18 protein-coding genes are annotated in these 21,678 nt (G+C 71.3%); 14 read left to right on the top strand and 4 right to left on the bottom strand.

The window, feature by feature from the left end:
• Positions 1–17: 17 nt before the first annotated feature.
• Entirely contained in the window at positions 18–1,589 is a 1,572-nt protein-coding gene (locus tag D7Y11_RS25475) for a SulP family inorganic anion transporter (protein WP_120575193.1), read from the top strand.
• Positions 1,586–2,284 carry a carbonic anhydrase gene (locus tag D7Y11_RS25470; protein ID WP_120575192.1) on the top strand — a complete coding sequence of 233 codons (699 nt, stop codon included), beginning with the start codon at positions 1,586–1,588 and terminating at the stop codon, positions 2,282–2,284. Before D7Y11_RS25475 ends, D7Y11_RS25470 begins: the two co-directional genes overlap by 4 nt.
• Before the next feature lie 55 nt (positions 2,285–2,339).
• Here D7Y11_RS25470 and D7Y11_RS45365 read toward each other — a convergent pair whose 3' ends face one another.
• Entirely contained in the window at positions 2,340–2,489 is a 150-nt protein-coding gene (locus D7Y11_RS45365) for a DUF3969 family protein (protein ID WP_120575191.1), read from the bottom strand.
• Here D7Y11_RS45365 and D7Y11_RS43405 point away from each other — a divergent pair.
• From D7Y11_RS43405 to D7Y11_RS25440, 8 genes are all read left to right on the top strand, one after another.
• Complete coding sequence (locus D7Y11_RS43405; RefSeq protein ID WP_158641994.1) at positions 2,428–2,580, top strand: hypothetical protein; 153 nt, start codon at positions 2,428–2,430, stop codon at positions 2,578–2,580. The genes D7Y11_RS45365 and D7Y11_RS43405 overlap by 62 nt on opposite strands.
• A gap of 210 nt (positions 2,581–2,790) precedes the next feature.
• Complete coding sequence (locus D7Y11_RS25465; protein ID WP_120575190.1) at positions 2,791–3,462, top strand: DUF4476 domain-containing protein; 672 nt, start codon at positions 2,791–2,793, stop codon at positions 3,460–3,462.
• Between the two features lie 142 nt (positions 3,463–3,604).
• Positions 3,605–4,777, top strand: a complete 1,173-nt coding sequence (locus D7Y11_RS25460) for a triacylglycerol lipase (protein ID WP_120575189.1) — start codon at positions 3,605–3,607, stop codon at positions 4,775–4,777.
• A 117-nt stretch (positions 4,778–4,894) separates the two neighbouring features.
• Complete coding sequence (locus D7Y11_RS25455) at positions 4,895–9,067, top strand: hypothetical protein (RefSeq protein ID WP_126935001.1); 4,173 nt, start codon at positions 4,895–4,897, stop codon at positions 9,065–9,067.
• A 92-nt stretch (positions 9,068–9,159) separates the two neighbouring features.
• Positions 9,160–10,362, top strand: coding sequence for a PQQ-dependent sugar dehydrogenase (locus D7Y11_RS25450; RefSeq protein WP_121751746.1), 1,203 nt, complete (start codon positions 9,160–9,162; stop codon positions 10,360–10,362).
• Positions 10,363–10,470: 108 nt separating this feature from the next.
• A complete protein-coding gene (locus D7Y11_RS44425; protein ID WP_233596705.1) occupies positions 10,471–10,680 on the top strand; it encodes a response regulator transcription factor in 210 nt (69 codons plus the stop codon).
• The gene (locus D7Y11_RS25445; RefSeq protein WP_233604817.1) at positions 10,677–11,111 is read left to right on the top strand and encodes a response regulator transcription factor; all 435 of its coding nucleotides are present in this window, start codon (positions 10,677–10,679) and stop codon (positions 11,109–11,111) included. The genes D7Y11_RS44425 and D7Y11_RS25445 overlap by 4 nt, the downstream gene beginning before the upstream one ends.
• A complete protein-coding gene (locus D7Y11_RS25440) occupies positions 11,108–12,481 on the top strand; it encodes a HAMP domain-containing sensor histidine kinase (RefSeq protein ID WP_126935000.1) in 1,374 nt (457 codons plus the stop codon). Before D7Y11_RS25445 ends, D7Y11_RS25440 begins: the two co-directional genes overlap by 4 nt.
• A gap of 27 nt (positions 12,482–12,508) precedes the next feature.
• Here the strand turns inward: D7Y11_RS25440 and D7Y11_RS25435 are convergent, their stop codons facing one another.
• Positions 12,509–13,039 carry a hypothetical protein gene (locus D7Y11_RS25435; protein ID WP_217276089.1) on the bottom strand — a complete coding sequence of 177 codons (531 nt, stop codon included), beginning with the start codon at positions 13,037–13,039 and terminating at the stop codon, positions 12,509–12,511.
• A 149-nt stretch (positions 13,040–13,188) separates the two neighbouring features.
• On the bottom strand, positions 13,189–14,550 hold the full coding sequence (locus D7Y11_RS25430; protein ID WP_126934999.1) for a sigma 54-interacting transcriptional regulator: 1,362 nt from the start codon (positions 14,548–14,550) through the stop codon (positions 13,189–13,191).
• 188 nt (positions 14,551–14,738) lie between these two features.
• Here D7Y11_RS25430 and D7Y11_RS25425 point away from each other — a divergent pair, with 188 nt between their 5' ends.
• Positions 14,739–15,845, top strand: a complete 1,107-nt coding sequence (locus D7Y11_RS25425) for an ADYC domain-containing protein (protein ID WP_126934998.1) — start codon at positions 14,739–14,741, stop codon at positions 15,843–15,845.
• A gap of 20 nt (positions 15,846–15,865) precedes the next feature.
• On the opposite strand, the gene D7Y11_RS25420 is transcribed toward D7Y11_RS25425, so the two are convergent.
• Positions 15,866–19,090: a serine/threonine-protein kinase gene (locus tag D7Y11_RS25420; protein WP_126934997.1), complete on the bottom strand. Its 3,225-nt coding sequence runs from the start codon at positions 19,088–19,090 to the stop codon at positions 15,866–15,868.
• Between the two features lie 157 nt (positions 19,091–19,247).
• Between D7Y11_RS25420 and D7Y11_RS25415 the strand changes: the two genes are divergently transcribed.
• The 3 genes from D7Y11_RS25415 (at position 19,248) to D7Y11_RS25405 (ending at position 21,514) form a co-directional block, all read left to right on the top strand.
• Positions 19,248–20,102 carry a hypothetical protein gene (locus D7Y11_RS25415; protein ID WP_126934996.1) on the top strand — a complete coding sequence of 285 codons (855 nt, stop codon included), beginning with the start codon at positions 19,248–19,250 and terminating at the stop codon, positions 20,100–20,102.
• Positions 20,103–20,381: 279 nt separating this feature from the next.
• Positions 20,382–20,870 (top strand): 8-oxo-dGTP diphosphatase, encoded by a 489-nt coding sequence (locus D7Y11_RS25410; RefSeq protein ID WP_126934995.1) that lies wholly within the window; start codon positions 20,382–20,384, stop codon positions 20,868–20,870.
• A gap of 116 nt (positions 20,871–20,986) precedes the next feature.
• Positions 20,987–21,514, top strand: a complete 528-nt coding sequence (locus tag D7Y11_RS25405) for a DUF2780 domain-containing protein (protein WP_126934994.1) — start codon at positions 20,987–20,989, stop codon at positions 21,512–21,514.
• The last annotated feature ends 164 nt before the right edge of the window (positions 21,515–21,678 follow it).

Genomic DNA, 21,678 nt, shown 5'->3' with positions numbered 1-21,678 from the left:
ACAGGGGAGCTCAAGCAATGACTTCGGATGTAAAGGCAGCAGAGGCGAAGCCGTCGTTGAAGGCGATCCTCGCTTCGGATTTGCCAGCTTCGCTGGTGGTGTTCCTGGTGGCCCTGCCCCTCTGTATGGGCATCGCGCTCGCCTCTGGAGCGCCCATCATGGCGGGCCTCATTGCCGGCGTCGTGGGAGGCCTGGTGGTGGGCCTCATGGGTGGCGTGCCGCTTCTCGTGAGCGGCCCCGCGGCGGGACTCGCGGTGATGGTCTTTGGCTTCATCCAGCAGCTGGGCTTCGCCGTGACGTGCGCGGCGGTGGCCGCGGCGGGACTCGTGCAGGTGGCGCTCGGCGGGCTGAAGGTGGCGCGTTCGGCGCTGGCCATCTCGCCGGCCGTGATCCACGGAATGCTCGCGGGCATCGGCATTCTCATCGTGCTGGGGCAGGTCCACATCGTGCTGGGTGGCTCTCCGCAGAGCAATGCCTGGAACAACCTGCGGGAGCTGCCCGGGCAGGTGCTGAACCTTCATGGAGCGGCCACGCTGCTGGGCCTGATGACGCTGGGAGTCCTCATCGCCTGGGGGTTCCTGCCGAACGGGCGGCTGAAGAAGGTCCCGGGGCCGCTGGTGGCGGTCGTGGGCGGGACCGTGGTCGCGGCGGTGATGAACGCGGACGTGGCGCGGGTGCAGCTGGCGGCGGATGCGCTGTCGGCCATCAAGCTGCCGGCCCTTCCGGAAGGCTCCATGTGGGGCGCCTTCTTCGTGGCCGTGCTGTCCCTCGCCGTCGTGGCGAGCGCCGAGTCGCTCCTGAGCGCGGTGGCGACCGACAAGCTCCACACGGGCCCGCGGGCGAACCTGGATCGCGAGCTGCTCGCGCAGGGCGTGGCGAACACCCTCTCCGGTCTGGTCGGCGGTCTGCCCATCACCGGCGTCATCGTGCGCAGCGCGGCGAACATCAACGCCGGCGCGAAGACGCGCTGGTCCGCGGTGCTCCACGCGGTGTGGATGCTCGCCTTCATCACGCTGCTGGGGAGTCTGGCGGCGTACGTGCCCCTGACGGTGCTCGCCGGCCTGCTCGTGCACGTGGGCCTGAAGCTCGTGAACCTCGCCCACATCCGGGAGCTGCGGCACCGCGGTGAGCTGCCCGTGTACCTCATCACCGTGGCCGGCGTCGTGGGCATCAACCTGCTCGCGGGCATCGGTCTGGGACTCGGCGCGGCCATCCTCCGGCTCCTGTGGCAGCTCGGCCAGGTGCGCGTGGAGATCCACGCCGCCAATGGCGTTCACCAGGTCTGCATCAGCGGAGCGCTGACGTTCGTCGGCGTGCCGAAGCTGTCGACGGCGCTCGCGAAGGTTCCCGCGGGCTCCAGGGTGGAGGTGGACGTGGCGGTGAACACGCTCGACCACTCCGGCTTCGAGGCGCTGGAGAGCTGGGCGGACACGTATCGCAAGACGGGCGGCACCGTGACCATGGAGCCGCTCGAGGATGTCTGGACCCGACGCAGCGCGCGTGCGGCCCCCACGGCGGGGCCTGCCGCTCCATCCCATTCCTCCCCCGTCCATCACGTTTCGACTCTCTCCCCCGGAGGTGTGCAGTGAAGAAGCTCATCAGAGGCCTGCTCGATTTCCAGCGCCACACCTTGCCCTCGTACCGGGCGACCTTCGCGCGGCTCGCGAAGGGGCAATCCCCTGACTGCCTCTTCATCAGCTGCTCGGACAGCCGCGTGGTGCCCAATCTGCTGGTCTCCACGGACCCCGGTGACCTCTTCACCGTGCGCAACGTGGGCAACCTCGTTCCGCCGGCCAGGCCCGGTGGCCAGCCCTCGGCGGACCGCGGGGAGGCGGCGGCCATCGAATTCTCCCTGGGCTTCCTGCCCATCGAGGACGTCGTGGTCTGCGGCCACTCGAGCTGCGGCGCGATGAAGGCCATCCTGGCCGGAGGCGCCGTGGACGGCGCACCGAACCTCGAGCAGTGGCTCGCGCACGGAACGCCCTCGCTCAAGGCGCTGCGCGAGAAGAACACCCAGGTGGGCGAGGGGCTGCCGGACGCGGATCGCCTCTCCCAGCTGAACGTCCTGGCGCAGCTGGAGCACTTGAAGACCTACCCCATCGTGCGCGACCGGCTCGCGGCGGGAACGCTGCGGCTGCACGGCTGGTGGTTCGACATCGGGGCGGCACAGGTTCACGCCTACCGGGCCGACCTCGGCTGCTTCGTGCCCATCGACGAGGCCGAGGGCGATCGCCTCCTGACGTCGCTGACGGACGAGCAGCCCGCGCTCCGCGCCGTCCAGTAAGGCAGCATCGAGCCTCGGCGATCCCGCGTTCAGCGTGGATCGCCGGGGCTTCGCTTCAACCCCTCTCCAGCCACCTTTCGCCTTCGGGAGAAGGGGCTGGCAGGGCCGCGAGCAGCTTCAGGAGCCGGCCTTCGATCTCCACGATGGAGCGGGTCAGGGCTTCTGGCACGAGCTGCCCCACGTCCTCCAAGGAGCGCCAGCACATCGTCCGTGCGGCGCATCGGTACCAGTACCCGGCGGGCTCGGATGACGCCGGCTACGGCTTCCGGCCGGTACGCACGGTTCTCAAGAAGTAGAAAGCCCCCAGAGCCCACCGAGCCGGAGCGCCCACGGGCCTGCTCCGGTTCGGCGGGCTTCTGCTTTTCTCAGACCATGAGTCCGGGTTCACCAGGCCGAGCCATGTGTTTCATATGAATAAATCCGCGGACGGTGCGTGAAGACGGCACGGCGGCGGGAACGCTTGAGCGTACCGACCGCACCGAACCCGTTTCCCACCAGGACTTCACATGAATCGCATCGTCCGCGCCGCACTCGTTTCGTCCCTGTTCGTTTCGTCCGCCAGCTTCGCGCAGGACGCGGAGTTCAACATGCAGGTGGACATCAATGATCAGGACATGCCCTCCGCGCGCATCAAGATGAAGACGACGACGAACGTCGATGGCGAGGAGACGACCACCGTGAAGGTGCGCGGCGGCGGCGCCCGGATGGACGTGCAGATGACGGGTGGAACGACGGAGTCGGAGAGCTACTCGGAGACGCGGACGACGGAGACGCGGCGGGAGCCCCGGATGCACTCGCGCCCGGAGATGCCGGTGGCCGCCGAGGCAGCTCCCTCGCACCGCGACTGTGGCACGCGTTCGGACGAAGGCTGCTTGATGCGGCGGGATGGGCAGTACCCGATGGACGCCTCCACCTGGAGCGGCTTCTACCAGTCGCTCAAGAGCGAGAACAACGAGATCGTCCGCCAGGAGAAGGCGGACAAGATGCTCAAGCGCGTCTACCTGACCGCGATGCAGTTCGGCATGGTGCTGGACCTGTTCAAGAATGAGATTGTCCGCCTGGACGTCGCGCGGATCGCCGCGCCGCACGTGGTGGACCCGCAGCACGCGCTGGGCTTCTCCTCCAAGTGGCGCAACTCCATCAGCGGCAGCGAGTACACGGACATCATCACCCAGTAATCCCAAGCAGCCCCGCGTGTCTCGGGCGCATCACCACCCGAGACGCGCCGGAGGAAGGACAGACATTTCTGGCAAAGGGTTCGGGACTTCACGTTGACCCCTCCCCGGCGTCTGGGGCGGTCCTCACGTTAGGCTTGTCCCCATGACCCACCGCCACCGCGTCTATCTGGTCCCCGGCTTCTTTGGCTTCACGCAGATGGGTGACAAGGAAACGGAGCGCATCGCCTACTTCCAGAACGTCCCCCGTTTGCTCGAGCAGCGGTTCCAGGAGCGCGGCATCGATGCGCGGGTGCATGCCATCGCCTCCGCCCCCACCTCCGGGCTGGAGGCGCGGGCCCGCGACGTGTTCCGGGAGATGGCACGGACCGCGAACGAGGACGACGCGCAGCTCCACCTCGTCGGGCACTCCACGGGCGGGCTGGATGCACGCAGTGTCGTCTCACCGCGCATGGCGCGGGAGGCTCCGGACTTCGTGAAGCGCGTGCGCTCGGTCGTGACCATCGCGACCCCGCATCAAGGCACCCCGCTGGCCAGCTTTTCCAACCAGGGCGGCGTGGGGAAGACGCTGCTGCGCTACCTGTGGCTCTTCACCTTCCTCACGCTGCACCGCAAGGCCATGCCCCTGCGGACCGCCGCGCTGCAGGCGTGCTACTGGCTCGTCCTGCGGAGCGAAGAGGCGAAGCTCCCGCCCAACCTCTTCAATCAAATCGCCCGGCTGACGGCGGACCTCTCCGAGGGCGAGCGCGAGGAGCTCATCCAGTTCTTCAGCCAGGTGGGCGAGAACCAGGTGCTCATCCAGGACCTCATGCCCATCAGCATGCGGGCCTTCAACGCGAACACGGCGGACCGGGAGGGCGTGCGCTACGGCTGCGTCGTCACGGGCGCGCCACCGCCCAGGTGGTCCTTGCCCCTGCTGCTCACCCCCGACGCGCTCCTCCACGGACTCTTCGCCTTCCTGTATGCGAAGAGCGCGCCCCAGTCCCGGGAGCTCCAGATTCCCGAGCGCACGCCGGCCCAGACCCAGGCCCTCCAGGATGTCCTTGGCCGGAGGTTCGAGTCCAAGAGCGATGGCATCGTCCCGAGCCGCTCCCAGGTCTGGGGACAGGTCCTCCACGTCGCGACCGCGGACCACCTGGACGTCATGGGCCACTTCGACCAGCCCCCGGAGCACATCAGCTGGCTGAAGTCGGGCTCCCACTTCCAGGAGCCGCAGTTCCAGGCGATGTGGGACCGGGTGATTGACTTCACGGTGGGCGGCGCCGCGACCGTTCACCCAGGCAAGGAAGAGGAGCGACGCGCGTCCAGCGACGGGTGACGTCCCGCCCGCCTCGCGTTGTCTGTCTTTCGGTTCACCCCCACGTCCGGTAGAGTCCACGCCGACGACGGGGGGACAATCCAATGGGCATGAAGCCTCCCCCCGGGAACACCTTTCATGCGCCATCTGCTCCTTCTGCTCGCTGTCACGTTCCTCGCCTGCTCCTCGGCCTCCTCTTCCGGGCCCGATGCTGGCGAGCCCGACTCGGGCGGGGTCTGCGGCCCTGGAAACTGCGCAGGCTGCTGCGACGCCGCCGGTCAGTGCCGCGAGGGCACGGAGCAGACCGCCTGCGGCATGGCGGGGGCGGCGTGCAGCGACTGCCTCACCGCCGCTTGCATCACCGGTGGATGTGAGACACCCGTGGAGTCCATCGGGGATACCTGCGCCACGCCCTACGCGCTCGCGCTGACCGAGGGGAGCGCCACGTTCCAGGGCGACCTGCGCCGCTACGCGCCCAACAGGCTCGGCTGCGTCGCGGGCTCGCGCGACGCGGTGTACTCCTTCACGCTCGCGGCCCCCGCGGAGGTGGACCTCTCCGTCGTCTCGCGCACCCCGGGGTTCGAGCCCGTGCTCAGGGTGGGCAACACCTGCGCGCGCCCGGACTGCAATGCCTCCGGATTGGAGCGCTCCCGCTTCGAAGGCGTGCTGGCCCCGGGGACGTACTTCGTCGTCGTGTCCACGCGGACCCTCACCGCCGGCGAGTTCGACCTCGCGCTCGGCACCCGGCCGCCGCCCAGCGGGGAGCGCTGCGAGGAGGCCGCCCTGCTGCCGTTTGATTCCCACCGCCAGGCCACCGTCCAGGTGCGGACCCAGGGCCGCGCGGACGACTTCACGCTGGACTGCATGACCTGGCCGCCCGGTCCCGACTCCGTCTACCGCTTCCGGGTGGACCAGACGAGCGACTTCACCGCGACCCTCGACGACGGCATCATCTGGGGAAGCATGCTCGCCCTGCGCTCCGCCTGTGACGGAGTGGACCTGGGCTGCGGCCCTGCCCTCTCCGTCGCCGACCTCGCGCCGGGCGAATACCTGCTCTTCGCCGATTCAGCCTTCGAAGGGACGAGCAGTCCCTTCACGGTGTCGGCGCAGCTCACCGGGGCACGGCCCCAGGGCGAGACGTGCGGGCGTGCCGTCCCCCTCACGCTTTCAGGCGGCACCGCCCACCTCACCGACACCCTCCGCGGCGCGACGAACGACGTTCCCGAGCGCTGCAGCGACTCCCTCAACGCTCCCGACCGCATCTATTCGTTCACCCTGGACCAGCCCATGCTCGTCAACGCCACCGCCACGCGGCTGGGAACGAGCGGCGCGCTCTCCCTGCGCGTGCAGGAGGCCCGCTACTGCGGGACGTCCTTTTCGACGGGCTGCCAGTGGGGAGCGACGTCCGCCACCGTCCAGGAGCTGCTCCCCGCGGGCACGTACGTCCTCGTCGTCGAGTCCGCCACCGGCATCGACTACACGCTCGACGTGAGCGCGGTGCCCCCACCCGAGGGGGAGTCGTGCGCCAACCCCATTGGCTTCGACCTCCCCGCGGGGGGCGGCACGCTCACGCATCAGGCCAGCACGCGGGGCAGCTCGCAGGAGGGCTACGACTATGACTGCAGGCGCTTCCACCTGCCCGACCGCGTGTACCGCCTCACGCTCACCGATCCGCGCTCGAACCTGCTGGTAACGGCCACCGCCCTGGGCGGGGACAACGAGGCTCCGACCCTGGCCCTCGTCGCGGATTGCCTGGGCGCCACGCCCGTGACCCAGAACTGCGAGTCGACGGTCCAGGCCTCGCGCGTCCTGCGGAAGACGGCCCTCTCCGCGGGCACCTACTTCCTCTGGGTGAAGGGCCCGAATGAGACCGGGACCGACTACCGCCTGGACGTCTCCGCGACGCCGACCCCGGAGGGCGACACCTGCGCGGTCGCGACCCCGGTGACGCTGTCCGGCGGGCCCGCGGGCGGAACCGCCACGCTCACGGGCACAACCGTGGGAATGTCGGATGACCTCAGCGCCTGCACTCCGAACAGCGCCTCCTTCCCAGAGCATGTCTATTCGCTCACGCTCGACCGCGAGCTGGACGTGAAGGTGAAGATGACGCCCGCGCAGGCCTCGGCCCGGGGCATGGTGTCGCTCGTCGACGCCACGTGCCGGGTGTCCCAGAGCGTGTGCGGGCAGCCAGGCGCGGACGGGGTGACGACCCTGCGCGCGGGGAGCCTCAAGGCCGGCACCCACTTCTTCTCGGTCGACCACACCTCCGGAGGCCCGGACGCCTATTCGCTCGAGTTCTCCGCGACCCCACATCAGCTGGGAGAGACCTGCGCGAATCCGCGCCCGCTGGTGTTCTCCGAGGGCGGCGCGGGAGGCACCGCTGTCCTCACGTTCGACGCGCGTGACTTCTTCGATGAGCCGTTCTCCGACTGCTCCGTCGACGGGGCGGACGCGTACTTCACGTTCACCACCGACCGCGTGCTGGACCTGTACGTGGACGTGTCGCACGACGAGTCCAAGGGGGCGCCGCTGCTGTCGCTCATCCGGACCTGCGGCGAGGGGCTCTCCTGCCAGCCGGTCTCCCTGACCACGGGTCCATTCGGGCGGGGCAGCCTGCAGCCGGGCACGTACATCCTCGCCGTGGACTTCTATTCCGCGCAGTCGGAGAGGCCCGTGACGATTCAGGCCTTGCTGACACCGCCCACCCCCGGTGACACCTGCGCGCTCGCCATCCCGCTCGGTCTTCCCCCGGAGGGAGGCACCGCCGTGCTCTCCGGAACCTTCACGGGTGCCTTCGACGACCACCAGAGTGATTGCACGTATTCGGGCCTCTCCGGCGAGGACCGCGTCTACACCTTCACCACCTCCGGGCCGATGAGCTTCATCGCCGAGACCACCACCGCCTCCAGCCTGAGGGCCCCGGCCCTCACCCTGCGCCGCGGCACCTGTGACGGTCCGGCGGCCACCTGCACCGGGGGCGGTCTGGCGCGCTCGTCCATCCGCGACGCGAACCTCGCCGCGGGGACCTACTACCTGTTCGTGGACAGGACCTACGAAGGGCTCGCGGACTACTCGCTGAAGGTGTCCCTGGGTTCGATACCGGCGGGTGACGTCTGCGCCAACGCGCTCCCCCTGGGCCTGCCGACGAGCGGACCCGGCCAGGTCACCGTCCAGGGCGACACGGGGCGCTTCTTCCACGACCTGACGCCCTCCTGCGGGGAACCGTACGAGAGGCGCGCCGCGCCGGACACCGTCTATACCTTCACCACCACGGAGCCGATGAACCTGCGCCTTTCCACGAAGGCCCTCACCCCGGGTTTCCGGCCCACCGTGGCGCTGCGCCGGGCGTGTGGCGGCGCCGAAACCGACCTGCGGTGCGCGGCGACTCCCGACAATTCGCCCGACACCTGGACGAGCTACCGCGACCTGCCCGCGGGCACGTACTACGTCGTCGTCGACGGCTTCAGCACCGCGTACGTGGGTGACTTCGAGTTGGTGGCGCGCCTGTCCCGGCTGGACCATGCGGAGCCAGGCGAGAGCTGCGCGAATCCGGAGCCGTTGACGCTCTCCCAGGGCGGTTACGGTCGCGCGACGCTCACCCGCGCGTTCGGGGACTTTCCTGACCACGAGGGCTGCGGAAGGAGCGATGGCAGCGATGCCGTCTTCGCGGTCACCACCGACCGTCCACGGCGCCTCCATGCCCGCGTCTCGGGCTCGCGGGCGGAGACGCAGCCGGCGCTGTCCGTCCGGCGCGGCCCCTGTGACGACACCGCGTCGCAGCTTGCCTGCATGCTCGCCCAGAACGGCCACTCCCGCGTCTCCGCGGACCTGCCCGCGGGCACGTCGTACCTCCTCGTCAAATCGGGACTCACCCACCCGGCGGGCACCTTCCAACTGGACCTGGAGGTCGACGACTTCGGGCCGGGCGACCTCTGTGCGGACGCCCTTCCCCTGGCCTTCTCGAATGGCGCGGCGGGCGGCACGGCGACCGTCACCTTCAACCCGGCCACGCACGGCTCGGACATGACACTGACGTGTGACGCCGGCAGCCGGCCAGACACCTTCTTCACCTTCACCACGGACCGGGTGCTCAACCTGTCGGCCACGCTCCTGCGTCAGAATCAGTACACGGGCGAGACGTTCTCCATGGGGCTGCTCGCCGGCTGCGGAGGTCCGGAGTCGGCGTGCCGCAGCATCGGCTTCTCCTCCGACCCCCTGGTGCTCACGCGAAGCGCACTGCCCGCGGGCACCCACGTCCTCGTCGTCCGGGGTGGAACGGGCGCCACCGTGAACCTGTCGCTCAATCCCTGAGCGGCGCCGAGACTGTTCACCCAGGCAACGGAGGCGGCGATGCGGGCCGGGCGACGGGTGACGTCCCGCCCGTCCCGGCGGAGAGTCACTCCATGCGCCATGGACTCGTGACCTCGTTCCTCTCCGCCCTCCTGCTGAGCGCCGTCTCCGGAGCCCAGCCGGTGGAGACCGCGCCTCCGAACGTCCCGGAGTTCAAGCCCGCGTTCCCGCAGCAGACACGCGCCCCGGAGGTGAAGACGCGCACGCCCATCGTGGTGACGGAGATCGCCTCCGGCTTCAACAAGCCGTGGGCCATCGCGTTCCTGCCGGATGGGCGCTTCCTCGTCACGGAGAAGCCCACGGGTTCGCTCTTCATCGTCACCGCCGCGGGCAAGAAGTCGCCCCCGGTGGCGGGCCTCCCCAAGGTCGACGGACGGGGACAGGGCGGGCTGCTCGACGTGGAGGTGGGGCCCGACTACGCGAAGAGCGGGCTCATCTACTGGACCTATTACGAGCCGCGCGAGGGCGGCAACGGGCTCGCGGTGGCGCGCGCGAAACTGGTGGACGGCCCGAAGCCGCGCATCAAGGGACTCCAGGTCATCTTCCGCATGCAGCCCACGCTCGAGTCCACGCTGCACGCGGGCGGACGGCTCGTCTTCACACCGGACGGCAAGCTCTTCGTCACGCTCGGCGAGCGCTCCATCCTCCCGGGCCGCGTCCAGGCGCAGGACCTCAAGAGCGACTTCGGGAAGGTGGTCCGCATCAACCCGGATGGCTCCATTCCCCAGGACAATCCCTTCGTGGGCAGGAAGGACGCCCGGCCGGAGATCTGGTCCTCCGGACACCGCAACATCCTCTCCGCGGCCCTGGACGCCCAGCAGCGGCTCTGGATCGTGGAGATGGGACCGCGAGGAGGCGATGAGCTCAACCGTCCGGAAGCCGGCAAGGACTACGGCTGGCCCACGATTGGCTATGGCGAGGAATACTCGGGCCAGCCCATCCACAAGACGACGCAGGCCGCGGGCATGGAGCAGCCTGTCTATTATTGGGATCCGGTCATCTCGCCCTCGGGGCTCACCCTCTACTCAGGGGCGCTCTTTCCGGAGTGGAAGGGGAACTTCTTCATCGGCGGCCTGTCCAGCCAGGCGCTGGTGCGGCTCGTCTTGAAGGACGACCTCGTGGTCGGCGAGGAGCGCCTGCTCACGGAGCGCAAGGCGCGGATCCGCGAGGTGGTCCAGGGGCCTGACGGTGCGCTCTACCTGCTCACGGACGCTTCGAACGGCCGCCTGTGGAAGCTCACACCCGGGAATCCATGAATTCCATGGACGAGGTATGCTTCAAGCCGAAACATCCTCACCGGGAGACATCCATCTCGTTTGGCGCCACGCTGGCGCTGTCCACGCCCACGACCGCGGAGGTCGTCGATGACAGTCCCGGCTCGCATCCTGGTTGTCGAGGATGACGCACCCATCGCCGCGGGCCTCGTCCGTGGCCTGAAGCAGGCGGGGTTCCAGGTGATGCTCGCCACCGACGGGGAGCTCGCACTCGAGGCGTCCGAGCGCGAGCGGCCTGATTTGGTGGTTCTGGACCTGAATCGCCCCGGGAAGGACGGCTTCGAACTGTTGGACGCGTGAAAGGGCCCCGGCTGCGCTCGTTTGGGCTGGGGGCGGTGGACTATCTCGCCAAGCCCTTTTGGATGGAGGAGCTGGTCGCGCGCATCCGCGCCAGGCTGCTGCTCCTGGAGGAGCGACCGCGCCGCGTCCTGCGTTGGGACGATGTACGCCTGGACCTCGATGCGCGCGAGGTGAGCATCGAGAGCACAGGCCCCGTGTCGCTGACCCGCCATGAGTTCGACGTGCTGGCGTATCTCGTGGAGCGCCCCGGCAGGGCCATGACGCGGGCCCAGATTGCCCAGCACGCCCTCCCGCCCAATGAGGAGCGCGATGACCGGACGGTGGACTCCCATGTCGCGCGCCTCCGGAAGAAGCTCGGGCCGGCGGGAGCGCGTATCCGGACGTCCTGGGGCATCGGCTACCAGTTCGCCCCGCCAGAGGAGTCTTCGTGAGGCTGTACAACCGTCTGGCACCGCGCATCCTCGCGGCCTCCTCGCTCCTGGGCCTCCTGGGGACGCTCGGAACCTCCTACCTGGCGACCTTCATGGGAGTGGATACCGCGTTGCTGCGGAGCACGCGCTTCGCCACCGCGCTCATCCTGTCCACCCATCGCGAGGAATGTCAGGCGGCGCCGGGCTGGCGCTTTCAGGGTCCCGAGGGCATCGAGGTGGAGGGGTTCGATGCGGCCCTGGTCGGAGCAGGTGTCCCGGGAGGGCGCCCCGAACCGAAGCTCCTCGCCCGGGTGCTGGAGGGGGAGGAGGAGGCGACCCTCATCTACCTTCCGTTCCTTCATCCTGACCCACGGTGGGGAGGCGCTTCGGTAAGACGGCTCGCGCCCTCCGGGCCGTGCAGTCTGCTGGAGTTTCGCTGGCCTCCCATGCATGAGCGCGTGACGGTGGGGCGGTGGCTTCTGGGGCTCGCCCTTCTGGTCACGACAGTCGCGGCGGCGCTGTCCACCTTCGCCGTCGTCCAGCCGCTCCTCAAGCGGCTGCGCCGCCTGCACCGCGCCGCGCGGGCGCTCGGGGCTCCAGACTACCCGTCCGCCACGGATGGCCTGGGCGACGAGTTGGGAGAGGTGTCCCAGGCACTCGACGCCACCCATGCTCGCGTCCAGCGGGATGCCGCGCGCATCGAATCCCAGAAGCATGCGCTGGAGCGGCACCTGGCGGACGTCGCGCACGACCTGAAGACGCCCATCGCCTCGCTCCAACTGTCGCTGGAGCTGGCCTCGGCGGAGCCCGCTCAGGGCAACCCGGAGCTGCTGCGGCAGGGGCTCGAGGACACCGTCTACCTCACGTCGCTGGTGGACAACCTCCACCTCGCCTGTCAGATGGGGGAGGGGGTGGATCCGCTGGCGGAGGATGCCCGGGTGGAATTGGGGCAGACCGTGGAGCGGGTCGTTCGCAGGTTCAGGCAGCTCGCACGGAGGCGGCAGCTCACCGTGGAGTGCTCACGCCCCGACGAGGAGCTCTGGGCGCGCTGCAATCCCACGATGATGGAGCAGGCCATTGGCAACCTGCTGCACAATGCCATCACGCACGGTGAGGAGGGCGGCCACGTCGTGGCGGTGCTGGAGGCCGCCGGGCCGCGACGCTTCCGGCTCACCGTGCTGGATGACGGCCCGGGGCTTCCCTCCGAGGAGTTGGAGTGCCTGGGGAAGCGGGGGTTCCGCTCCCGTCAGTCGAGGCGCCGGGCCCCGCGAGGCAGCGGGCTGGGGGTCTCCATTGTTCGCGAGCTGTGCCGATGTGTCGGTTTCTCGTTGGAGTTCTCCAGCAACATGCCGCGAGGGTTGAGGGTGGTCATCGAGGGCCCCCAGTCGTGAGGCCGGGGGCCGTGGGTGGCGCGGGCGTCAGCGAGACTTGCGGATGCAGATCTTCTTCAGGGTCGCCGCGTAGGTGTCTTCCAGGGCCTTGTCGCTCTTCTTGTCACCGGCCAGGACCGTGTACTTCAGCTCGTACTCCTCATTCATCATGTTGAAGCGGACGCTGCCCGTGTACGTCTTTCCCTGGGGGTCCGAGGTGGACTCGCCGGTGGGCATGTCCACGCCGCTGGCCCAGGCCCACTTGCCCGCATCACAGCCGGGATGTCTGGAGAGACTCTTGTTGGTGTCTCCGTAGGGCGTGTAGTCCACGTAGCAGCCCCCATTCCGGGGGCGGAAGTGGATCCGGCAGGCGAGCGTGATTCCGTGGCCCGTTCCCAGGGCGTTGTTGTTCCGGATGACGACGCAGTCCGTGGCGGCGTGCTCGCTCTCGGCCTTTATCTTCATGTACTTCTTCTCGAGGCTTGCCTGTCCCTTGGCGGGAAGGTCTTCGCAATCCGAGGCGAAGGCCGGGCTGACTGCGAGGCACATGGCCGCGGTGGCCACCAGAAAGGCTTTCATGATTTCGCGTTCCCCTCGGGTCGATTCCCCATGCGTTCACAGCGCCCCCATGGGCGACCGCGTCGACCTGCCCACCACCATCGCGTCGAGATGTTGAGGAAGTGTGGAGAGCTTGCTCAAGCCGGGGAGGCATCGGAGCGGCCCGGCCCTCAGGCGCCGCCGGGTGTCAGGCCGTGCCGCTCCAGCAGGCGCCGCAGCTGTGTCCGGTGCATCCCGAGCGCCCGAGCGGTGGCGGCCACGTTGCCGCCGTGGTGACGCAGGGCCTGCTCGACGCGGCTCCGCTCGTCCTCGTCCAGGGGGCGGTGACGGGCGGGCGCGGCGGCACCGGACGGAGCAGGTGGGGCATCCACGGGCGGGGCGGCGGTGCCGAACGCCGTCCCCGCGCCGGGGCCCAGGTGGCCCGCCTCGACGCGGGGCGCGCCCTGGAGCAGGGCCTGCTGCGCGGCGGCTCGCGCTTCGACGCGCAGCTCGCGGACGTTGCCCGGCCAGGGCCTCAGCAGACAGGCCTCGTAGAGGCTGACATGCGGTGGCAGGCCCGGCGCCAGCGCCTCCACGGCGCGCGCCACCAGGAAGGGAAGCTCCTCCGGACGCCGCCGCAGTGGGGGCAGTGAGGCCTCGGGCCTGCCAATGCGGAAGTACAGGTCCTCGCGCAGCCGCCCCTGGGCGACCTGCGCGCGCAGGTCGCGGTTGCCCGCGGAGCAGACCTGGACGTCGACCTTCCGGGGCTTCGAGCCGCCCAGCGGGAGCACCTCGCGCGTCTCCAGCGCCCGCAGGAGCTTCGCCTGGACCCCCGGGTCCAGCTCCGCCACCTCGTCCAGGAACAGCGTGCCCCCGTCGGCCGCTTGCAGGTAGCCCTCCGCGTCGTCGGCGCCGGAGAAGGCACCGCGCCGCGCGCCGAAGAGCAGCCGCTCCGCGAGCGCGGCGGGGATGGCCGCGCAGTTGACCGCCACGAAGGGCCCCCGGCTCCGGGGACCGCGGTCATGGAAGGTGCGGGCCACCTGCTCCTTGCCGGTGCCGCTCTCGCCGTGGATGTGCAGCGTGAAGCCGTGCTGCGCGGAGCGCGCCACCTCCTCCAACAGCCGCTGGAAGGCGGGGCCACGCACGAAGCCCTCCACCTCCCGCACGCCGTGGCGGGCCAGGGGGCCCACGTCCGGGCTGGGAACGAAGAGCGAGTCCCCCAGCCGGATGAGCCGCTGGGCCTCGCGCGGCACGTGGGGCGGCACCGGCTCGCCATCCACGGAGGTCCCGTTCTGGCTGCCCAGGTCCGTCACCCAGAAGCGACGCCCGTCGTGGTGCACGCGGGCATGGCTGCGCGACATCCGGGGGTCCTGCGGCGTGCCCAGCACGGGGCTCGCGCGGCCCAGCGTCAGCTCGCCCTGGAGGGGCACCGCCACCGCCATCGGCGTCCCCGCGCACGTCAGGCGCAGGAGCCCCGGCACCGGCGCGTCGTCCTCGGAGGCGCCCTGCCGGACGGGGCCGCTCGGACGGAGGGTCGACGGGTCGTGTTCCATGCCGCGCCATCATACCCGTGCCACCGTGGCACGGAGCCTTGTGTCAGCGCGTGTGCCAACCGGCGGCGCGTGCGCGGGCGCCTCGGGGCGCGGCCGCTTCGCCGCGCCCCGAGGAGTGATGGCATGCTGCTCGCATATTGGGCCGCGAAGGGCTCCCCGTCGGAAGCCCTCTCCCGAGGAGACACCTGGTGAAGCTTCTGCGCGCGTGGCTCGGATGTCTGGCATTGATGATGGGCGGTGGCGGCTGCCAGCTGACCGCGCCCGTGCGGGTTCCTCCCAGCGAGGCGAAGGCGGAGCCCTCCGGCGGAGGCGGCTGCCCCACCGGCCAGTGCGACCCGGATCCGAACGGCCTGGGCATCTACATCGCGGAAGGCCAGAGCCACTGCTTCGTGTACGAGCGGTCCGCTCCGCTGTGTCCGGAGGGCTTCGTCAACACGCCCGAGGGCGTGGTCATGAAGGTCCGGCCCCGGGATGGGCGCCGCACGGTGCTCGACATCCCGGTGGAGCTGGCCGGAAAGCCGGACGACGCGACGCGCCTGCACGGCATCCACGCCACGCCCACGGACCTCTACCTCGCGGTGGCCGGTCCGGACGGCGCCATCCGCAAGCTGAGGGGCACGGACCTGGCGAAGCAGACCTTCACGTTCCTGCTGCCGGTGACGCCCGCGGATGGCGACCCCCGGCACCCGCGCTACGAGATGACCTGGACGCCGCTCGGCGCCAACCGCTTCCAGGTGCTCTACCGTCAGGTGGGGATGTCCGCCTGGCGGCCGCAATGCGCGGCGCCGGGAAAGGAGACCGTCGCCTCGCTGCTGCTCCCGGGGCGGCACGTGGACGGGCTGACCGCGGCGCTCCGGACGGAGGCAAGCGCGGTCACGCTGGCTTGCGTGACGGGAGCCATTGGCGTGTGTCTGGACTGGGGTTACCAGCCGTGGGATCCGGCGTCGCTGGGGGACACCCCGGAGCGGGCGGCCGTCTACGGAGCGTGTCTCCAGGCCAAGCGCGCCGCGTACTTCGTGGGGCTCGGCGACGCCCGGACCTTCACGGTGAGCGGCACGGACTTCCAGCGGCGGGATGCCCATGGCTTCGGCCTGCGCTCCAGCGACCGGCTGGACGAGCTCGACCACGTCGAGGCGCTCTGGAGTCCCCAGGGCGCCGTCTGCCTCAACCCCCAGAACCGCAGGACCGCCCTGCCGCTGCCCGCGGGCCTCCAGCTGCCGTCCTGTGGCGTCGCGCCCCAATGGAGCGCGACGGCCGTGATGGCGACGGGCGTGCCCCGCCCCTTGAAACAATAGGCAGCGCCGGAGACGCGGAGCTACGAGCCGCCAGGCCCCGGGGCCGCCTCGCGGATCCACGCGGCGTATTCCTCGCGCAACCCGGGGGCGAGCTCCACGGCTCGCGCGAGCGCGGCGCGCGCCTCCCCACGCTCCGCCGCCGCGTCCCGCCCGCGAGCGCCCGCGAGCAGCAGCACGCCCCGCTGGGCATGGGCCTCCGCGCGCGCCGGGTCGAGCCGCAGCGCCTCCGCCACCTGTTCGAGCCCCTCGCGCACCACCGTCCGCGCCGCGCGGGGGGCCAGCGCCCACGCGAGCTCTCCACACACCCGTGCGCGCTCCAGCCGGGCGTCCGCGTAGGGATGGGCCCGCGTCGCCCGCCGTGCCTCGTCGAGCGCCCGGCGCAAATGGGGCACGGCGTCCCGGCCCTGGCGCCGCGCGTGCTCCGCCGCCAGGCGCTCCACCGTCGCGCCCTGGATGCGGCAGTCGGCGCAGGCCGGAGCGCGCGTGGAGGCCTCCGCCAGCGCCTGGCGCGCCCTGGCGAGCGCCGGCTCCGGGGTCCCGCCCTCCCGCAGCGCCAGCCGGGCCTCCAGGACGTGCGCGCGGGCCCGGTGCAGCAGCGCGCGGTCCGACGCCGGGTTGAGCTCCAGCGCACGCGCCACGTGCTGGAGCACGGCCGCGATTTCGGGGCGCGCGTCCCCCCCGGTGTCGAAGCGGAAGTGCCCCTGCGCCAGCTCCGCCACGGCCAGGTGGTTCAGCACGGCGGCGAAGCGGCCGTCCAGCGCGAGCGCCTTCGCGCCCGCGTCCCTCGCCCGCTGGACGTGCGCCGCCGGGTCCTCGCCCCTCGATTGACGCCAGGCGGCCTGCTCCGCGTGCAGCTCCGCCAGGTTGGCGTGGGCGAAGAGGTAGGAGGGGTCCGCCTCGGCCGCCCGCTGGAAGCACCGCTCCGCTTCCGCGTAGGCCCCGGAAGGGTCCACGCCGTGCTCCCGCTGGTGGTTGCCGCGCCAGCGGTGCACGAGCCCCAGGTCGTTGAGCGCCCAGGGGTAGCGCGGCTGCTTCGCGATGGCGCGCGACAGCCACGTGATGGCCTCCGCGAAGGACGCGTCCGGCGACTCGCCGTCCCGGGCCTGCCGCAGGCCCCGCATGAAGTGTCCGTAGCCCAGCGAGTCGTGCGCGAGCACGTCGTCCGGCGCCAGCTCCACGGCCCTGCGCGCGGCCTCCAGCCACGCGTCCAGCAGCGCGGGCGCGCCGCGGGGATCCGCCTCGCCCTGGAACGTCACCCGCCGGTACTGGTTCATCAACACCTGGGCCCTCCGGGTGTGGCCCGAGGCCCGCTCCGGATCCGCCTGGAGGCTCCGGTCCGCGGCGGCCTCGGCCCGCTCCAGCGCCCCCAGCCGGGAGCGGCCCTCGCGCCGGTCCAGCTCCGACACCTGCATCCAGACGTCCGAGAGCGCCTCGTGGGCCGCCGCGTCGCTGCGCGCCACCTCCAGGAGTTCGCCGTAGCGCAGGGCCGCGTCCTCGAAGCCGGCCCGCGCCCCCGCGTAGTCGCCCCGCTCCAGCAGCGCCAGGGCCCGCGCGGAGGTGACGTCCGCCAGCAGCTTCCGGGGCTCGGGGAGCCACGGCGCCTGCGTCACCGCCTCCCGCGCCGCCCGCGCCGCGGCCGCGAGGTCCTGGCGGTGGAAGGCGATGAGTCCCTCCAGGTAGCGCGGCGACTCCAGCGCCGCGCCCCTCGCCTGCTCGAGCGACCGCAGCGCGGGCGCGAGGTAGCGCGCCTCCAGCTCCCCGCGCCGCTGCGCCACCCACGCCGCGCCGCCGCCGCGCCGCGCGTCCTCCAGGGCCCGCCGGTAGCGCTCGCCCAGCACCTGTCCCAGCGCGGAGTGCAGCTGCGGCGAGTCGACGCCCAGCTCGCGCGCTCGCACCAGGGCCTGGTGCGCCTGCTCGAACTCGCCCAGCGCCAGGTGCCCGCGTCCGAGCGCCAGCTGCACGAGCCCGTCCCCCCGTGCCCCCAGCCCGTGCCGCAGGGAGGCGATGGCCGCCAGCCGCTCACGGACGCGGCGCTGCTCGGGCCGCGTGTCGTGCAGGGGCAACGCCTGGGACGCGCGCACGAACCACTCCGACTCCCGCACCTGCTGGCCCAGGTGCTCCGCCAGCCGCACGCGCGCCGCGCTCTCAACCTGGAGCTCCCGCTCCGACAGCCACGAGCGCACCGCGAGCCCACCTAGCAGCAACATGCCCGCCAGCGACACGCCCGACACGGCCACCAGCGCCCGGTGCCTGCGCGCCAGCCGCCGCAGCCGGTGGCCGGGGCCCGGCCGCCGTCCCAGGATGGGCTCCCCGTCCAGGTAGCGCCCGAGGTCCTCGGCGAGCGCGCGGGCGGAGCCGTAGCGCTGCGCCGGGTCCTTCTGCAGGCACTTGAGGCAGAGCGTCTCCAGCTCCGCGTCCAGGTGCGGCAGGCTCGCGCGCAGGGAGGGAGGCTCGTCGTGCAGCACCGCGTTCAGCGTCTCCAGCGGGGTGGCGCCGGTGAATGGCGGGACGCCCGCGAGCAGCTCGTACAGCGTGGCGCCCAGGCCGTAGACGTCGCAGCGCCGGTCGATGGCGCGCAGGTCTCCCCGCGCCTGCTCCGGCGCCATGTACGCGGGCGTGCCCATGACCTCGCCCGTGGCGGTGAGGCCGTGGCCCAGGCCCGCGTCGTACGCCAGCCCGAAGTCCACGATGACGGGCACGGGGCGGCCCGCCCCGTCCCGGGTGAGCAGCACATTGGAGGGCTTGAGGTCGCGGTGGATGACGCCCAGCCTGTGGGCCTCGTGCACGGCCTCCGCCGCGGCCCTCATCACGCGGACCTTCTCCGGCACGGAGAGGGACGCGGCGGCGCGGTCCAGCGGCTCGCCCTCCACGAGCTGCATGGCGATGTAGGGCCGGCCGCCCAGCTCGCCGGCTTCGAGCACCCGGCAGATGTTCGGATGGTCGAGCCGCGCCTGGGCGCGGGCCTCCTGGAGCAGCCGCATGGCGCGCTCGGGGGACGCGCCCCGCAGGAACTTGAGCGCCACCTCGCGATCCAGGCGCAGGTCGCGGGCCCGGTGGACCTCGCCCATGCCGCCCCGGCCCAGCAGCGACAGCAGCGCGTAGCGCTCGCGGTGGGAGGCAGGCGGGGACTCCACGGGCAGGAGCCGCTCCGCGTCCAGCGTGGGCAGGTCCACCGGCGCGGGGACTGGCGTCGTCGGCTCGCTGGGCGGAGGGCTCGCGGGCGCATCGCCGACGGAGGGTGCCATGGCCGAGAGGCTATCAAACGCGCTGGCACGCTGGCACGGCGCCCCCGTGCCAGTGGCACACCGCGGCCCGTGCCTCCGGCGCGCGCGGAAGCCCGGTCCTCCCGAGTGAGGCGGCCTTCGGAGTCCACACGGCACGGGCATTGCTCAAGGCACGGGCATGGCGCGGCGGCGCACCCAGGCCCGGAGCCAGGGGCGTCCCACGTCATCCATCCATCCCATCACCGAGGACATCCCCATCATGTCGAAGCTCCGCCACGCCCTGGTCACCCTGTCGCTCCCCGCCCTGCTGTGGGGCTGCGGTCCCGAGGACCTGCCGTCCGGCACCGCGACTCCTGCCGCGCTGGAGGCGCCGCAGCTGGCCACGCAGGAAGAGGAGCTCGCGGCGACCGGCGAGTACACCTGGACGCAGGGCCAGGCCCTCACGCCGCTGGGCGCCAGCGCGGGCCGGGCGTGCTTCCTCACCCGCGTGGGCGGAGACTTCGAGGGCTCCGGTGAGCGCATCGACATCACGGAGAGCGGCGGCTCCTGGTACCTCGGAGGGGCCTCCAACCAGTCCGGCATCCGGGGCGCCGCGCGCTGCGTGGACGCGACCGCCTCCCAGCAATACGAGTGGACCCAGTCGATGGCGTACCCGGTCTCCATGGGCACGGCGACGGGCCGCGTGTGCTTCCTCACCGGCGTCGCCGGCAAGTTCCACGGCAGCGGCGAGTGGGTGCGCGCCTATGTCGAAAACGGCTACTGGTACCTGAACGGCAACTCCAGCCAGAGCGGCGTGCGGGCGCGCGCGCGCTGCGTGGCGACGACGAGCTACACCGACGAGTTCGGCTGGGGGCAGGGCGGGGCCGCGAAGCTGATGGACCCCGTGGCGGGCCGCGCCTGCGCCCTGACGTACATGCGGGGCAAGTTCGAGGGCGGCGGTGAGTACGTCCGCACCTTCCAGAGCAACGGATACTGGTACCTGGGCGGCGCCTCCGGCCAGGTCGACGTGTCCGGCCGGGCGCGCTGCTTCTAGCCGACGCCGCCTGATGGCGTGACTGTCTTCATGGCATGGGTGTGATTCGCGTCGCACCCATGCCCAAACCGGGCGTCCCGGCGAACCGCGCCGCGGCCGTGAACAACGAGCGGTGGTGCCACGCCGGGGGACTCCCTGGACACGAGCACGTTCGCGCGGAACCTGCGCACGCTGGCGGAGTTCGTCACGCGCACGACGACCGACTGCACCGCCTGGAACTATTGAGGCGCTTTCCGCGCCGCTTGACGCCCTGCCCGAATCAGGCGACGAACCGGGCCCATGCCCTACACTCCCATCGTCGCCACGCTGGGCTACGTGATGTCGCCGGACGGCCAGCAGGTGCTGCTCATCCACCGGAACGCGCGCCCGGAGGATGCCCATTACGGCAAGTACAACGGCCTGGGCGGCAAGATGGACCGCGACGAGGACATCGCCGCGTGCATGCGCCGCGAGATTCGCGAGGAGGCCGGCATCGAGTGCACGCGCATGGTCCTGCGCGGCACCCTGTCCTGGCCCGGCTTCGGCAAGAACGGCGAGGACTGGCTGGGCTTCATCTTCCGCATCGACGCCTTCGAGGGCACGCCCCTGGAGAAGAACCCCGAGGGCTCCCTGTCCTGGGTCCCCGTGTCCTCCATCCTGTCCCTGTCGCTGTGGGACGGAGACCGGCACTTCCTGCCGCTCGTGTTCGACGAAGACCCGCGCCCCTTCCACGGCGTCATGCCCTACGAAGGCGGCCGCGCGGTGAGCTGGTCCTTCACCCGACTGTAGGGCTCCCTCCGGGCGTCCTCCGACCAACGCTCACGGTCGTTTTCCAACCAGCGCCCCGGCCCGGACCGCTACAACCGCTGCCTCACACCTGGAACTCACGTGAAGGAGCGCGGCGCATGGACCTCATCGGACAGCTCTCGCAGCAGCTTGGAGTGGATGGCACGCAGGCACAGGGGCTCGCGGGTTCGCTCCTGAAGCTGGTGCAGGGCACGGTGCAGGAGAAGGTCGGCCCGGACGCGGCCCGGCAGATGGACCAGGCCATCCCGGAGATGCAGGGCTGGCAGCAGCAGGCGCAGGCCCCGGCGGCTGACGGCGGCGGCCTCATGGGCGCGCTGGGCGGCATGCTCGGCGGCGCGGGCGGCGGCGGTGGTGGCGGCATCATGGGCGCCCTGGGTGGCGCGGCGGCCCACGCGGGAGAGATCGCCGGCGTGGTGACCATCCTCCAGCGCTTCAACCTGGACACGAGCAAGGCCACCCTGGTCGCGCCCCTGCTCCTCAACTTCCTCAAGTCGCGCCTGGACCCGGGCCTGGTGGGGAAGATCCTCGCCGTGATGCCCCTGCTCGCGGGCGGCGCCGGTGGCGGCAGCGGCCCCCAGGGCGGCGGCGGACTGGGCGGAATGCTCGGCGGCATCCTGGGGAAATAGGAGCGCCGCAGCCCCTGCAAGGGCCTGTCACTCCAGGGGGTTGGGGGAAACGTCGTGCGGGAATGCAAAACAATTCCGCTCGCGGTGACTTGAAGGGGAACGGCGGGCTCCCACCCGCCAGGAGCCCCGGTCATGACCTTCTTGTCCCGCATGCAGCCCTCCCC

The sequence above is a fragment of the Corallococcus sp. AB018 genome, from assembly GCF_003986945.1.
Classification (GTDB): Bacteria; Myxococcota; Myxococcia; order Myxococcales; family Myxococcaceae; genus Corallococcus; species Corallococcus exiguus.
The sequence above is the reverse complement of the archived record's forward strand: the minus strand, read 5'-3'. Positions and strand labels throughout refer to the sequence as shown.

Bases quoted from the DNA above. Each gene is read 5' to 3' on its own strand.
- D7Y11_RS25460 (WP_120575189.1), top strand. From the start codon at position 3,605: ATGACCCACCGCCACCGCGTCTATCTGGTCCCCGGCTTCTTTGGCTTC.
- D7Y11_RS43405 (WP_158641994.1), top strand. From the start codon at position 2,428: ATGGAGCGGGTCAGGGCTTCTGGCACGAGCTGCCCCACGTCCTCCAAG.
- D7Y11_RS25415 (WP_126934996.1), top strand. From the start codon at position 19,248: ATGGCGCGGCGGCGCACCCAGGCCCGGAGCCAGGGGCGTCCCACGTCA.
- D7Y11_RS25455 (WP_126935001.1), top strand. From the start codon at position 4,895: ATGCGCCATCTGCTCCTTCTGCTCGCTGTCACGTTCCTCGCCTGCTCC.
- D7Y11_RS25410 (WP_126934995.1), top strand. From the start codon at position 20,382: ATGCCCTACACTCCCATCGTCGCCACGCTGGGCTACGTGATGTCGCCG.
- D7Y11_RS25420 (WP_126934997.1), bottom strand. From the start codon at position 19,090: ATGGCACCCTCCGTCGGCGATGCGCCCGCGAGCCCTCCGCCCAGCGAG.
- D7Y11_RS25475 (WP_120575193.1), top strand. From the start codon at position 18: ATGACTTCGGATGTAAAGGCAGCAGAGGCGAAGCCGTCGTTGAAGGCG.
- D7Y11_RS25435 (WP_217276089.1), bottom strand. From the start codon at position 13,039: ATGAAAGCCTTTCTGGTGGCCACCGCGGCCATGTGCCTCGCAGTCAGC.
- D7Y11_RS25450 (WP_121751746.1), top strand. From the start codon at position 9,160: ATGCGCCATGGACTCGTGACCTCGTTCCTCTCCGCCCTCCTGCTGAGC.
- D7Y11_RS44425 (WP_233596705.1), top strand. From the start codon at position 10,471: ATGACAGTCCCGGCTCGCATCCTGGTTGTCGAGGATGACGCACCCATC.
- D7Y11_RS45365 (WP_120575191.1), bottom strand. From the start codon at position 2,489: ATGTGCTGGCGCTCCTTGGAGGACGTGGGGCAGCTCGTGCCAGAAGCC.
- D7Y11_RS25430 (WP_126934999.1), bottom strand. From the start codon at position 14,550: ATGGAACACGACCCGTCGACCCTCCGTCCGAGCGGCCCCGTCCGGCAG.
- D7Y11_RS25465 (WP_120575190.1), top strand. From the start codon at position 2,791: ATGAATCGCATCGTCCGCGCCGCACTCGTTTCGTCCCTGTTCGTTTCG.
- D7Y11_RS25405 (WP_126934994.1), top strand. From the start codon at position 20,987: ATGGACCTCATCGGACAGCTCTCGCAGCAGCTTGGAGTGGATGGCACG.